12 protein-coding genes and 1 pseudogene are annotated in these 11,930 nt (G+C 63.6%); 5 read left to right on the top strand and 8 right to left on the bottom strand.

Annotation, left to right across the window (positions count from 1 at the left end; translation table 11 throughout):
• Nucleotides 1–76 precede the first annotated feature (76 nt).
• Both FHT70_RS14955 and FHT70_RS14950 read left to right on the top strand, forming a co-directional pair.
• Complete coding sequence (locus tag FHT70_RS14955; protein WP_097598091.1) at nucleotides 77–343, top strand: DUF2277 domain-containing protein; 267 nt, start codon at nucleotides 77–79, stop codon at nucleotides 341–343.
• Nucleotides 344–463: 120 nt separating this feature from the next.
• Nucleotides 464–850, top strand: a complete 387-nt coding sequence (locus FHT70_RS14950) for a cupin domain-containing protein (protein ID WP_097598090.1) — start codon at nucleotides 464–466, stop codon at nucleotides 848–850.
• A 169-nt stretch (nucleotides 851–1,019) separates the two neighbouring features.
• Here the strand turns inward: FHT70_RS14950 and FHT70_RS14945 are convergent, their stop codons facing one another.
• Together FHT70_RS14945 and FHT70_RS14940 are read right to left on the bottom strand one after the other, a co-directional pair.
• The gene (locus FHT70_RS14945) at nucleotides 1,020–1,466 is read right to left on the bottom strand and encodes a DUF4168 domain-containing protein (RefSeq protein WP_097598089.1); all 447 of its coding nucleotides are present in this window, start codon (nucleotides 1,464–1,466) and stop codon (nucleotides 1,020–1,022) included.
• Nucleotides 1,467–1,638: 172 nt separating this feature from the next.
• Complete coding sequence (locus FHT70_RS14940) at nucleotides 1,639–2,502, bottom strand: DMT family transporter (protein WP_097598135.1); 864 nt, start codon at nucleotides 2,500–2,502, stop codon at nucleotides 1,639–1,641.
• Between the two features lie 180 nt (nucleotides 2,503–2,682).
• Here FHT70_RS14940 and FHT70_RS14935 point away from each other — a divergent pair, with 180 nt between their 5' ends.
• Entirely contained in the window at nucleotides 2,683–4,104 is a 1,422-nt protein-coding gene (locus tag FHT70_RS14935) for a PLP-dependent aminotransferase family protein (protein WP_183702505.1), read from the top strand.
• Between the two features lie 302 nt (nucleotides 4,105–4,406).
• Here FHT70_RS14935 and FHT70_RS14930 read toward each other — a convergent pair whose 3' ends face one another.
• The 5 genes from FHT70_RS14930 to FHT70_RS14910 form a co-directional block, all read right to left on the bottom strand.
• Nucleotides 4,407–4,808 carry a response regulator gene (locus FHT70_RS14930; RefSeq protein WP_085778621.1) on the bottom strand — a complete coding sequence of 134 codons (402 nt, stop codon included), beginning with the start codon at nucleotides 4,806–4,808 and terminating at the stop codon, nucleotides 4,407–4,409.
• A 10-nt stretch (nucleotides 4,809–4,818) separates the two neighbouring features.
• On the bottom strand, nucleotides 4,819–6,561 hold the full coding sequence (locus FHT70_RS14925; RefSeq protein WP_183702502.1) for an ATP-binding protein: 1,743 nt from the start codon (nucleotides 6,559–6,561) through the stop codon (nucleotides 4,819–4,821).
• 83 nt (nucleotides 6,562–6,644) lie between these two features.
• Complete coding sequence (locus FHT70_RS14920) at nucleotides 6,645–7,559, bottom strand: esterase (RefSeq protein ID WP_097598134.1); 915 nt, start codon at nucleotides 7,557–7,559, stop codon at nucleotides 6,645–6,647.
• Between the two features lie 182 nt (nucleotides 7,560–7,741).
• Nucleotides 7,742–8,380 carry a PQQ-binding-like beta-propeller repeat protein gene (locus tag FHT70_RS14915; RefSeq protein WP_097598087.1) on the bottom strand — a complete coding sequence of 213 codons (639 nt, stop codon included), beginning with the start codon at nucleotides 8,378–8,380 and terminating at the stop codon, nucleotides 7,742–7,744.
• 26 nt (nucleotides 8,381–8,406) lie between these two features.
• On the bottom strand, nucleotides 8,407–9,627 hold the full coding sequence (locus tag FHT70_RS14910; RefSeq protein WP_097598086.1) for a helix-turn-helix domain-containing protein: 1,221 nt from the start codon (nucleotides 9,625–9,627) through the stop codon (nucleotides 8,407–8,409).
• Nucleotides 9,628–9,742: 115 nt separating this feature from the next.
• Between FHT70_RS14910 and FHT70_RS14905 the strand changes: the two genes are divergently transcribed.
• Nucleotides 9,743–10,540: a thioredoxin family protein gene (locus FHT70_RS14905; protein WP_097598085.1), complete on the top strand. Its 798-nt coding sequence runs from the start codon at nucleotides 9,743–9,745 to the stop codon at nucleotides 10,538–10,540.
• 20 nt (nucleotides 10,541–10,560) lie between these two features.
• A pseudogene (locus FHT70_RS14900) lies at nucleotides 10,561–10,767 on the top strand (hypothetical protein); the annotation flags it as partial.
• 60 nt (nucleotides 10,768–10,827) lie between these two features.
• Here FHT70_RS14900 and FHT70_RS14895 read toward each other — a convergent pair.
• Nucleotides 10,828–11,835: an SDR family oxidoreductase gene (locus tag FHT70_RS14895; protein WP_097598133.1), complete on the bottom strand. Its 1,008-nt coding sequence runs from the start codon at nucleotides 11,833–11,835 to the stop codon at nucleotides 10,828–10,830.
• Between the last annotated feature and the right edge of the window lie 95 nt (nucleotides 11,836–11,930).

Here is an 11,930-nt window from a genome sequence, read left to right as displayed (position 1 = left end):
TCACGCCCATGCGACTACCTTTCATACGAGGCCCCTCTCCCCTCAGCGGCAAGCAGAAACGACCGTGAGCAAAGCCATGTGCCGAAACATAAAACCCCTGTTCAATTTCGATCCGCCGGCGACGGACGAAGAGATTCATGATGCCGCGCTCCAGTTCGTGCGCAAGCTCAGTGGAACGACCAAGCCGTCGAAGCGCAATGAGGCCGCGTTCGAACGCGCGGTCAGCTCGATCGCTGCCTGCGCCCGCGAAATGCTCGATTCAATGGAGACGTCTCAACCGCCTCGCGATCGCGAGGAAGTGGCGGCGAAGGCGCGCGCGAGATCCGCGATGCGGTTTGCGTAACTCGCAGATACACAAGCATACAAAAATACGGGTTCTTCGACACATGCCTGGTTCAATCATCGACTGAAATGGCGTCGCGGCCAACGAGCCGGAAACGACCAATTCAGGAAGGATGACACAATGAAAACGATCCAGGCCATGGTGCTCGCCCTTGCTCTCGGCGGCGCGGCGGCAGCGCATGCGGAGCAGCCGATAGAGCGCACCGACCTCATCAAGAACGATATCGACGTGCCGGGCCACGAAGTCGTCCAGGTGCGCGTCGATATCGCTCCGGGCGTGCTCGCACCGAACCACTCGCATCCCGGCGAAGAGGTCGCCTTCGTGCTCGAGGGCACGCTGGAATATAAGCTAGAAGGCAGGGAGCCGGTAACGCTGAAGGCCGGCCAGTCCCTGTTCATTCCCTCCGGCGTGGTGCACTCGGCAAAGAACGTTGGCAGCGGCAAGGCATCGGAATTGGCGACCTATATCGTGCGCAAGGGTGAGGCGCTCGTCGTGCCTGCCAAGTGAGGTCACGTGAGATTAGGGCGGGCGCTTGGAACTCGGTCCGCCACTTCGATTTCGGTCATTTCACGCCCGAGGATTGGAAAACTGCGTGCCGAGGTTTTCGACCGGCGCTGCGGACCGGGCCGAAGCAGCGCCCGGCCAAATGGCGGGGCACTGCGCCTTAGACGGCAGCCTATCGCTGCTGCTGCGCCGGCGGCGGGGTGCCGATCTTTTCCAGAACCTTCTTGGCGAGCGCCGGGTCGCTTTGCGCGGCGGTCAGGATCGAGGAATATTCCTCGACGGAGATGTCGGGAGAGGCCTGGACGGTTTCGACCATCTGCTTCTTGGCTTCATCCTGCAGCTTCTGCTTCGAAGCCTGATCCTTCGTAGCGTCGATCTTGGCGGAATATTCCTGCCTGACTTTATCGACCTGCACGTAGGCAACGGCAAAGGCCTCAAGTTTCTGATCACTGACAGGGGAAGCCGCACCGGTACCGCCCTGTCCTTGCATGGGCGCCTGGCCCTGTGCCGGCGGCTGCTGTTGTGCCTGGGCAAGCTCGGTCGCAGATGCCGGGCTGAGAGCAAGCAGGCTGAGCACCGCGGCCGTCATCGTTGCGAGGGATGTATAACGAGTGATCATTTTCATTCCTTTTCCGGTGATTTTGGACGGCAGCAAGACCGCCTCGGTCGATCGCTCAGCCGCTCAAAAGGCTGGCGAGGTCGCAACGATGAAGGCTGAAAAGGGCTCGGTGCGGCGATAACAGGGCCATTTGCTGACGATTGAGCGGCAGCTTTGTGGCCTGAGGCAGCCACTACCTCGCGAACTTCCGCGCGCCCATCACGCAGAGAATGACCGCAACCGTCACGCCGAGCATGGCCCACGTCACCGGCTCGTGCAGCAGGGTGGCGGCGAGCGCCAGACCGAAGAAGGGCTGGAGCAGCTGCAACTGGCCGACGGCGGCGATGCCGCCCTGCGAGAGGCCGCGATACCAGAAGATGAAGCCGATCAGCATCGAGAACAGCGAGACATAGGCAAGGCCGACAAGCGCCGGCGTTTCTATTCCGGCGAAACTTGCCGGCCGGTAGATGAACGCGACGGCGATCATGATCGGCAGCGACAAGACCAGCGCCCAGGAAATCACCTGCCAGCCGCCGAGCGTGCGCGACAGCCTGCCGCCCTCGGCATAACCGAGACCGCAGGCAAGGATTGCCGCAAGCATCAGCAGGTCGCCGACCGGCGAGGCCGTCAGGCCTTGCGTCAGGGCAAAGCCCGCCACGAGCGTACTGCCGAGTATTGAGAACAACCAGAAGGCCGGCTTCGGCCGCTCGCCGCCGCGGATGACGCCGAAGGTGGCCGTTGCAAGAGGCAGCAGACCGACGAAGACGATCGAATGGGCTGACGTGACATGCTGCAGCGCCAGCGCGGTCAGCAGCGGAAAGCCCACCACGACGCCGAGCGCGACAACGGCGAGCGAGAGGATATCGCGCCCGGCCGGCCGCCTCTCACGAAAGACGATCAGCAGGCAGAGCGCCAGCAGCCCGGCGATCGCCGCGCGCGCAACGGTCAGGAAGACGGGATCGAATTGCGCCACCGCCACGCGCGTCGCCGGCAGCGAACCGCTGAAGATCACCACACCGATCAAACCATTGACCCACCCTGCCGTCATTCGCTCCATCATGCATTCCTTCCGAGATGCATGCCGTCGAAACCCTGCGGCCTTGAGAGAACGGCATGCATAAACAATAAGCTGAGGCGCGTTAGTTGAATCGAATTCGCAAGAACGGGCCGTCCAGTCTTATTCGCCAACACCGATAGCCCCGACAGTGACGGTCTGATACGATTTTGCAAAACTGTTATGGTTCAAAAGGCAGTACGGATGAAGGAAGAGATAACGGGCCGCACGCGCGTCGAGATGGTGATGACGACGATCCGGCAGCGCATTGCCGGTCGCAGCCTGACGCCGGGGGCAAGGCTGCCCTCGGTGCGCGGCCTCGCAGCCAGCATGAAGCTCTCGACTTCGACCGTCGTCGACGCCTATGAGCGTCTGGTCGCCGAGGGCGCGATCATGTCCCGGCCGGGCTCCGGCTTCTATGTCGCCAATCAGGCTGCCCCCTTCGCACTGACCGAGGCCGGACCGAAGCTCGACCGCGCCGTCGACCCCTTCTGGATTTCGCGGCAATCGCTGGAGGCGGATGAAGCCGATCTGAAGCCCGGCTGCGGCTGGCTGCCGCCCTCCTGGCTACCCGGCGAGGGCGTGCGCCGGGCGCTCAGAACGCTTGCGCGCGCCGAGGGGAAGGCCCTTGCCGATTACGGCTCGCCGCTCGGTCTGCCGCCGCTGCGCCAGCTGATTTCGCGGCGCATGGGCGAGCGTGGCATCGAGGCCTCGCCGGATCAGATCCTGCTCGCCGAGTCCGGCACGCAGGCCATCGACCTTCTCTGCCGTTTCCTGCTCGAACCCGGCGACACGGTGCTGGTCGACGACCCCTGCTATTTCAACTTTCACGCACTGCTGCGCGCCCACCGGGCGAAGATCGTCAGCGTGCCCTATACACCGTCAGGCCCCGATCTCGAACTCTTCGCACAGACGCTCGCCGAACATCGGCCCCGGCTCTACATCACCAATTCGGCCATCCACAATCCCACAGGCGCGACACTCTCTCCCGTCACGGCCCACCGGCTCCTGAAATTCGCCGACCAGTTCGATCTCACCATCGTCGAGGACGATATCTTCGCCGATTTCGAATATGTGGCCGCGCCCCGCCTCGCCGCTTTCGACGGGCTCGAGCGGGTCATCCAGATCGGGAGCTTTTCCAAAACGCTTTCGGCCTCCGCCCGCTGCGGCTTCATCGCCACCAGGCCCGAATGGATCGAGGGCCTCACCGACCTCAAGATCGCCACCTCCTTCGGCGGCGGCCGGATGATGGCCGAGCTGGTGCTCAACGTCCTGAGCGACGGCGGCTACCGCAAACACATGGAAATGCTCAGGCAGCGGCTGGCGCGCGCCATGAGCGAAGTCTCCGCGCGCCTAAAGAGTTTGGGGATAAAACCCTGGCTTGAGCCCCAGGCCGGCATGTTCCTCTGGTGCCGACTGCCGGACGGCCTCGACGCAGCTGATGTCGCGCGGGCGGCGTTGCAAAAGCGGATCGTGCTGGCGCCGGGCAATGCGTTCAGCCTGTCGCAATCGGCGACGAATTTCATGCGGTTCAATGTGTCGCAGACGCTGGATGAGAGAGCGTTTGCGGCGTTGGGGGACGTGTTGGGAAAGGCCGCACGATAAAGCTTACAACACATCCCTCGGAAAAACGGTGAGGACATCAGAGCGACCGAAAGGTCATGCAGTGGGACACTCCCCTCTGACCTGCCGGCCATCTCTCCCACAATGAGGGAGATTGGCTGGAAGCGCCGGCTTCCCCAAACAATAAGCGCCGCAAACTGCGCAACGTTAGTGATGCGCGAAGGTCAGGCCTCCTGCCGATCTCCACCCTTGTGGGGGAGATAGCCGGCAGGCCAGAGGGGGTGCCACACAGCACGCCGGTAGAATCAGCCAACGATTTCGGACGCGCTGGTCTCGCCCACCCATCAAAACGACCGATTGAGCGCCTTATCGTTCTCCAGCCGCGTCACGCAGCCCTCCAGCTTGGCAAGCAGCAGGTCGAAGTCGAGCGGCTTCGTCAGATAATCCGCCGCCCCGGCCCGCAGGCCGGCGAGCGTGTTTTCCCGGTCTGTCAGCGCCGTCAGCATGATGAAGGGAATGTTGGAGAGCTCCGGATGATTGATCTGGATTTCCGCCAGAAGCTGATGCCCATCCATAACAGGCATGGAAATGTCGCTGATGACGATATCCGGCCATTTCGACAGGATCATTTCCAGGCCTTCGGCGCCGTTCGAGGCCTCGAGCGTCCTGTAGCCAGCTTCGTTCAACTCTTCGACGAGGAGATTCCGGATCTCGACTTCGTCTTCTATGCACAGGACTGTAACCATAAGCTCTTCCTTAAGCTGCGACTTGTTGATCCGACAATAGAGATTCTATTGGCAGAGAAATGGCAAATGTAGTGCCCTTGCCAAGCTCGCTCGTCACCTCGACGGTGCCGCCGTGGAGCTCGACGACCTGCTTGACGACGTTGAGGCCAAGGCCGGTTCCGGCAATGCCCGTCGCGCTGCGGGCGCGATAATAAGGTTGAAACAGTTTCGGCAGATCATCCGCGTCCATGCCGATGCCGCTATCGGTAATGGTGATTTCCACCATTTTCTCGTCAACCCGCGCGCGCACATCAATATCAGGCTGATCGGGCGAATATTTGACGGCGTTCGAAATCAGATTGGTGAAGACCTGCTCCATCGCGCTTCGGTCGAAGGTCAATATGCCAGGTATGAGCTCGAGATCGAGATGAAAGACATGCGAAGGGCTAAGCTCGCGCTGTCGATCGCAGCAGGTGATGAGCAAGACTTTCAGATCACCCTCGCTCCGCTTCAGTATGATCTGTCCAGTTTCGAGCCGGCCGCTGGCAAGGATGCTCTCCATGAGATCGACCATGCGCACCACCGCGCTGCGGATCACTCCGGCTTTTTCGTGAACATACTCACCGCTGACGTTGGTCGTCGAGCGGCAGAGCCGCTGGGCGGCCGCGTCGATGATGGCAAGCGGCGTTCGAAATTCGTGCGAAGCCATGGCGACGAACTGGCGCTGCAGCGCATTCACCTGGCGTTCGTGCACCAGCAGGCGGTCCAGCTCCTGCCTTTGTCTTTCGATTTCGGCCGTTCGGTCCGCCACCATCTCTTCCAGATGGTTGCGGTGGTGGGTGAGCTCGGCCTGACTGTCCAGCAGGGTCAGCGAAGGGCGATGCAATCCCCGTCCGAGCCAGAATACCGCAGCGATCAGCAGGGCCAGACAGCCGAGCCCCGCCGGCGCGACCTGCTGAAGCAGCATGAAGCCTGGGCGGATCGGCTGCCACACGAGATAGCCGACCACCCCGCCGTCATGGGACAAGACGGGCACTTGCGCCCGCTCGTCGTCACCCTTCGAAGGAGAAAAATGCAATCCTTCCAGCCGCGCATAATGGGCGACGCTTTCAGCAGCTTTTCCGTCGATGAACTTGACAGAGACGGCGATGAATTCCTTACCCGCCTCGATTTGCATCCTTGTCGAACTCGGCAGAATGGGGCGCGCGCTTGTTATCGCCGGTCTGTTGCCGATCATGATCGTGCGTACCCTGGCCAGCTGGCCAAGCGGTTCGTCACCGGTCCTTTTGCGCTCGACGAGAGCCGCCCGCATCTCGCCGGCCAGGGCCGTCATTTCCTCGCCGTCGTCGCTGCCGAGGCGCGGCGGCATGGTGTCCGTCCCGTCGCGAAACGCAAACAGCAGGCGATTGCTATCGTCGAAGATATAGGTTCTGTCGTGTCCGAAATATTGGCTCGTCCAGCGGCCGACATTGTCAAGCAACCATTCATGGTTCCGCTGCTTGGAATAAAGGAAGGCGTCGTCCCATTTGGCGACGCTTTCCTGCTCCCGGGGAAGCGCGTTGATCTGCTCTGCCAATCCCTGGCGGACGAAATCGGCCTGCCGGCGCAGGTAGAAATCATCGACCTTCACCGCGGCGAGCCAGGCAAATCCGCACAGCAACACGGCCGCCGCGCAGGTGAGTGCCACCAGAACGAGCGTGATGTGCGATGTAAGCCCGACCTTCAATACTCGCAACCTTTTGATGGTGCCCGTTGCCTGAAAATTGACACGCAAAAGTTGACGGAGAGTGAATTATGCGCTCCAGTCCGGGTGTCTCGCTATCTTCCAAGGAGAGCTTGTGGACGTTGCCACTCCCCCTATCTGGCGAAAGCCTCGAACGGATTCTCGTGGGTCAGGCGCATCAGAGTCCCGTCGTCCACGCCCCGCCGTTTCAGCTCCGGCAGCAAGACCGTGGAAAGATGGGTGTACGGCTTGGGTGTCCCGCCCATCGGCAGCGCCGGATCGAACCAGCCCCGGTCATGGCTCAACAACAGGCGGTCGCCGCAGCCCGCCTCCAGCGCCTTGATCACCAGCTCGGCCACCTCGTCGTCCCCGGCGCGGCCGACATGGTCATATTCGATCCAGGCGCCTCGCTCGGCAACGGCGACATTATAGCCGAAGTCCTTCTCTTCCTGCGTGTGGATCGAGATGAACCTGTCGGCCCGATAGCCTTCCGCCTCGATGACGTCGAGCTGATCCATGACGACCCGTCCCCTGATCGTATGGCTGCCGATGACCGCACCTGTCTGCGCCGCAGCGCGCGCGGCTGCGCGCAGGATTTTCGTCTCGAGCGCCGTCATGCCGTCATCGCCGGCGCTGAGCTTGATCCAGCCTGCCTGGAACCCGGTCTCGCCGATGCCATCCGTCAGTTCGCGCAGCATCCACGTCTCCAGCTCCTTCTCGGAAGCATGGCGGACCCATTCGGGAATCCAGGGCTCGCGGTAATTGCCAGTGGGAACGACGATCGGAAAATCCGTCGCGAGCGACACGGCAAGATCGATATCCGCACGGCGTCCGACACCGCCCGTCGAGCATTCCACAAGTGCGGTCACCCCGAGCTTCTTGATCTTCTCGATTTCGGGGGCCATCAGCCGAACAACGTCTTCGATCTCTGCCTCGGCATAACCCGGCTGGTCCGGTGTTCGGAGGTCGACGAAGACGTGCTCGTGCGGGAGGATCATCCCAAGTTCGGATTTGCTCTTGGGCCCGAGCGTCGTGCGCAGATGTTTCAGAGTCTTCTCCCCCGACAAAGCCTTGACACTGCCGCGAAACTAGATCGTCGGGTGGCGAAATCAATCGCTCACCCGATCGAAATTCTGACAACGTGACGCTTGATGCGGACTTCCGACTTGGCAGCCGAATTGTCCGCGAGCTGACCGTCGCTGGAAAAGATATGCCGTATCGGCCCCTTCGGCTATTTGCCCTTCGGCCGGCTGATGGCGCGGATCTTGCCGCTGCCGCCTCCGCCGCAGAAGAAGCGGCCGGCGCCGTCGGATTCGAGGCCCGAGACGCCGGTGCCCTCGGGCATGTCGATCCGCTCCAGCACTTCGCCCGTCTCGGGATCGATGCGCCTGACGTCGCTGTCGTCGCCCTCCCAGGTGCCGTGCCAGAGCTGGCCATCGACCCAGGTGACGCCTGTGACGACGCGGTTGGATTCGATGGTGCGCAGGATCTTGCCGGTCTCGGGATCGATCTGATGGATCCGGCGGCCGCGATGCTGGCCGACCCAAAGCGTGCCTTCGGCCCAGGCGAGGCCGGAATCGCCGCCATTGCCGGGCGCGGGAATGGTGGAAAGGATCTGGCCGGTCTTTGGATCGACCTTGTGAATGACGGTCTCGGCGATCTGATAAAGGAATTGCCCGTCAAAGGCCGTGCCGGCATGGGAGGCGACCTCGATGGAACGCACCACCTCGCCGCTGTCGGGATCGAGTTCGTTCAGCCTATCGCCCGAGGCGAACCAGACATGCCTGCCGTCGAAGGTGACGCCGTTGACGCGGTCGGCATCCGGAAAGGGTCCATATTCACGCAGGATCGTTGCAGCCGATGTCTTCATCTCTTCCTCCTTGTGAGTTGCCCATACTAGTCGCTCGGCAACGGCCCGGGGAGTAACAAGATCGTCGGGAAAAAGGAGAGCGGCGGGCTCATCCAGCGGCGCGCCCGCCCGCGCCCGATCGCCTGTGCCTTGCCCTCGCCGGCGAGCGAATCCAGCGCCCGCTGCACGGTCCGCGGGCTGGCGCCGAGCGCGATCGAAAGCGCCGAACTCGACCACGCCTCGCCATCGGCCAGAAAGGCGAGCACCGCTCCGTGCGGTCCTTCCATGAGGGGTGCGAGCACAGCAATCTCGCCGGCGCGGCCGGGCGAAATGGCAAAACCGCGTTTCGTCGCCGAGACTTCCGCCAGCCCGGCAAGCGCGGCACGCAGCCGGCCGATCTCGACGCGCAGCCGGGCACGATGCGATTCATCGGCATGTTTGCCGCGAAAGGCGCGCGCAATCAGCGTGCCCCGCGCCACATCCGCAGGCCAGGCCTCGGCCAGGATGCGGGCGAGCGCAAACAGGACCGGCCGGCTCGCCAGCGGCACGACAGCACCGGCATCGCGCACGACATGGCGGCAGGCGTCGACGACGAGCGCGCCGCTCGAAAAGAGCGCCTCCACCTGCCCGAGCAGCAGCGGGCGCTCGTCTCCGCGTGAAATCAGCCGCGCGGCCGGCGTATCGAGCACATGGGCTGCGGTTTCGACCTCCGCCGATAGGGCGGGGATATCGGCCTGCCGCGCCGCAAGCCGTGCCCGGTCGATGGCGGCGCGCGCCGCCTGCGTCTTCAGGCGCCGGACCGCGATGCCCGATGCGACCAACTCGTGGGCGGCCCGCAACTTTGGCGGCAAGGGCATTGGGTCGAGGCGGCCAAGCGCCTGCTCGGCCTCGTCGAGCCTGCCGATCAGCACCAGCCGGCGTATGGCGACATTGCCGGCATGAGCGGCATTGACCCTGTCGCCATGCGCTTCCAAAACCTTGCGCGCCGCTTCCAGCGCCTTGACCGGCCAGGTGAGGTCGCGCGAGACGAGGGCGATCTCCGCCTCGGCGACGACGCAGCGGGCGCGGGCCACCGCCTCGCGCGGCCCGAAGGCGCGCGCCGCGCTCTTCAACAGCGCCTTGGCGCGGACGAGATCGCCGAGCTGTGCCATGGCGATGCCGCGCAGGGCCAAAGCAGGCGCATCGTCGCGCAGCGCCACCCGTTTCAGGGCACCGAGCGCGTCGCCCGATGCCAGCGCCAGTGCGGCGGCCGTGATCAGCGAGTCCATTTAAATCCCGTCATACTTGTCACTCCACCATTCGCCCGTCCGGCCGTAATCTTCTCTCGACCGGCAGGCAATCCGCGCCGGATGCTACGACGAGAGACAGGCAAAGGAGAAGACCATGACGGCAGTGCTCAACGCAACCCGCGAGCAATGGCTGGCCGCGAGACTCGATCTGCTCGAGGAAGAAAAGGAACTGACGCGGCGAAGCGATGCACTGGCGGCCAAACGCCAGCAGTTGCCCCGTGTTCGCATCGACAAGGACTACCGCTTCGACACCGAAGGCGGGCAAGCCTCGCTGAAGGATCTTTTCGGCGGACGCTCGCAGCTTCTGATCTACCATTTCATGTTCGGGCCGGATTACAGCGCCGGATGCCCCTCCTGCTCCTCGATCGCCGACGGTTTCAACGGCTTCTTCGTCCATCTGGAAAACCACGATGTCGCCTTCTGGGCCGTCTCGCGCGCGCCGCTCGCAAAGCTTCTGGCGTTCCGGCAGCGGATGGACTGGAGCTTTCCGTGGGCCTCGTCGGCCGGCAGCGATTTCAATGCCGATTTCAGCGTCTGGTTCAGCCCGGAGCAGCAGCGCCGGGGCGAGATCGAATATAACTACCGCCGCGAACCGCCCGCCCCTCAAGCGCCGGCGGGCAAGGCAGTGCCGGAATGGCAGCCGCGCGGCAGCGAGGAGCCCATCGTCCAGATCGCGTCCATGACCGGCACCGACGTTTCCACCTATACCCGCGACCGTCCCGGCGTCAGCGCCTTCGAACTGATCGACGGCGCCGTCTACCACAGCTATTCCAGCTATGCGCGCGGACTCGACGGGCTCTGGGGCATGTACCAATGGCTCGACCGCGCGCCCAAAGGCCGCAACGAAACCGGCATCTGGTGGCGCCACCACGACCGCTACGGCAAGGAGTGACCGTCATGGCGCTGGCTGCCTCCGACTACCTCTCGCTTGCCGCCGCCCCGACATTTGCCATCATGGCACTGCTGACGGCCGCAACCGGCAGCCCCGACATGATCTGCATGACCACGCCGGATGCCCTCCCGATCGGCGGGATGGTGCCGATGTACCTGCTGATGAGCGGCTTTCATCTGGCTCCGTGGCTAAGGCTCGCCGGCAGTCAAAGGCTGGGCCGCAGATGATGGTTCAGCCCTCACAAGTCCGTTTATGGCGTGGGCAAGCACCCACGCCATCTAACCTGTCTACCAAAACCTGTGCCGACTGCCCAAGGCCAGCCGCCGGCGCGGGTACGTCCTCGGCCCAGCAGCCGCAAGCGCCAGCACGGCGACAGCGACAAGGCCGAGGAGGAGCGGCGCCGAATATCGGCGCGGCGATCGCAGTCCGCCGTCAATGCGGGCGGTATCGGTGGAGGGCCGGTAGAGATTGCCGTCGCTTTCGACGGCGCGCGGCGCCCGCTTGAAATAGGCAGCCATCAGCCGGCCGAGCGTCCTGGCGGCGAGATTAGGCGCCAGCAGATGGGCGAGCCGCGTCGCAGTTGTGACCACGCCGACGGTGGTGGTTGCGCGTGGCGATCTGGCGACGCCGACGATCGCCTCGGCGACCCGGCGCGCATCGAGCACCGGCGGCGGCGCGGAAACCTGGCGGCCGACATAATTGGCGCCGTGCCTGAGGCCAGGCGTATCGACGAAGGCGGGATAGACGTCGCAGACATGAATGCGCGGCTTGTCGGCGACCTCCGCCCGCAGCGCCTCGGAGAAGCCGCGCAGGCCGAATTTGCTGGCGCTATAGGCGGCCGCGAAAGGTGCCGCCGCAAAGCCGCCGAGCGAAATCATGTTGATAAAGACGCCCCTGTCCTGCTTCAAGAAGATCGGCAGCACCGCATGGGCATCGTTCATGTGGCCGATCAGATTGGTGCGGATGATCTGCTCATGCGCCTCGATCGGCGTTTCCTCGAACCGACCGACCGCGCCGACGCCGACATTGCTCACCCAGACGTCGATATCGCCGAGAGCCTTTGCCCTGTCGGCCAGCGACCGCACGGCAGCAGGCTCGGTAACGTCGGTAACAACGGAAATCGCCTCCGCACCCAGACCCCGGCACGTCTCGGCAACCTTTTCCAAGGCCTCGCCGTTGCGGGCCGCCAGCACCAGCCTGCTTCCGCGCCGAGCGAATGCCTCGGCAGTGGCCTGACCGATGCCGCTCGATGCTCCCGTAATGACGACCACTGCATTTTCGAGATTGATAGACATCGTTCCGCCTCTCTGCCTGGGGAAAGCGCCGGCGCCACAGCGCGCATCCATCAAACACCTCCGTGAAAGCGGAGTTCCCGAATGACGACCGCTGC

Source organism: Rhizobium sp. BK049, from assembly GCF_014193135.1.
GTDB lineage: Bacteria > Pseudomonadota > Alphaproteobacteria > Rhizobiales > Rhizobiaceae > Rhizobium.
Note: the sequence above shows the minus strand (reverse complement) of the source record. Positions and strands in the feature narration are given on the sequence as shown.

Bases quoted from the DNA above. Each gene is read 5' to 3' on its own strand.
- FHT70_RS14955 (WP_097598091.1), top strand. From the start codon at position 77: ATGTGCCGAAACATAAAACCCCTGTTCAATTTCGATCCGCCGGCGACG.
- FHT70_RS14950 (WP_097598090.1), top strand. From the start codon at position 464: ATGAAAACGATCCAGGCCATGGTGCTCGCCCTTGCTCTCGGCGGCGCG.
- FHT70_RS14945 (WP_097598089.1), bottom strand. From the start codon at position 1,466: ATGATCACTCGTTATACATCCCTCGCAACGATGACGGCCGCGGTGCTC.
- FHT70_RS14940 (WP_097598135.1), bottom strand. From the start codon at position 2,502: ATGGAGCGAATGACGGCAGGGTGGGTCAATGGTTTGATCGGTGTGGTG.
- FHT70_RS14935 (WP_183702505.1), top strand. From the start codon at position 2,683: ATGGTTCAAAAGGCAGTACGGATGAAGGAAGAGATAACGGGCCGCACG.
- FHT70_RS14930 (WP_085778621.1), bottom strand. From the start codon at position 4,808: ATGGTTACAGTCCTGTGCATAGAAGACGAAGTCGAGATCCGGAATCTC.
- FHT70_RS14915 (WP_097598087.1), bottom strand. From the start codon at position 8,380: ATGAAGACATCGGCTGCAACGATCCTGCGTGAATATGGACCCTTTCCG.
- FHT70_RS14910 (WP_097598086.1), bottom strand. From the start codon at position 9,627: ATGGACTCGCTGATCACGGCCGCCGCACTGGCGCTGGCATCGGGCGAC.
- FHT70_RS14905 (WP_097598085.1), top strand. From the start codon at position 9,743: ATGACGGCAGTGCTCAACGCAACCCGCGAGCAATGGCTGGCCGCGAGA.
- FHT70_RS14895 (WP_097598133.1), bottom strand. From the start codon at position 11,835: ATGTCTATCAATCTCGAAAATGCAGTGGTCGTCATTACGGGAGCATCG.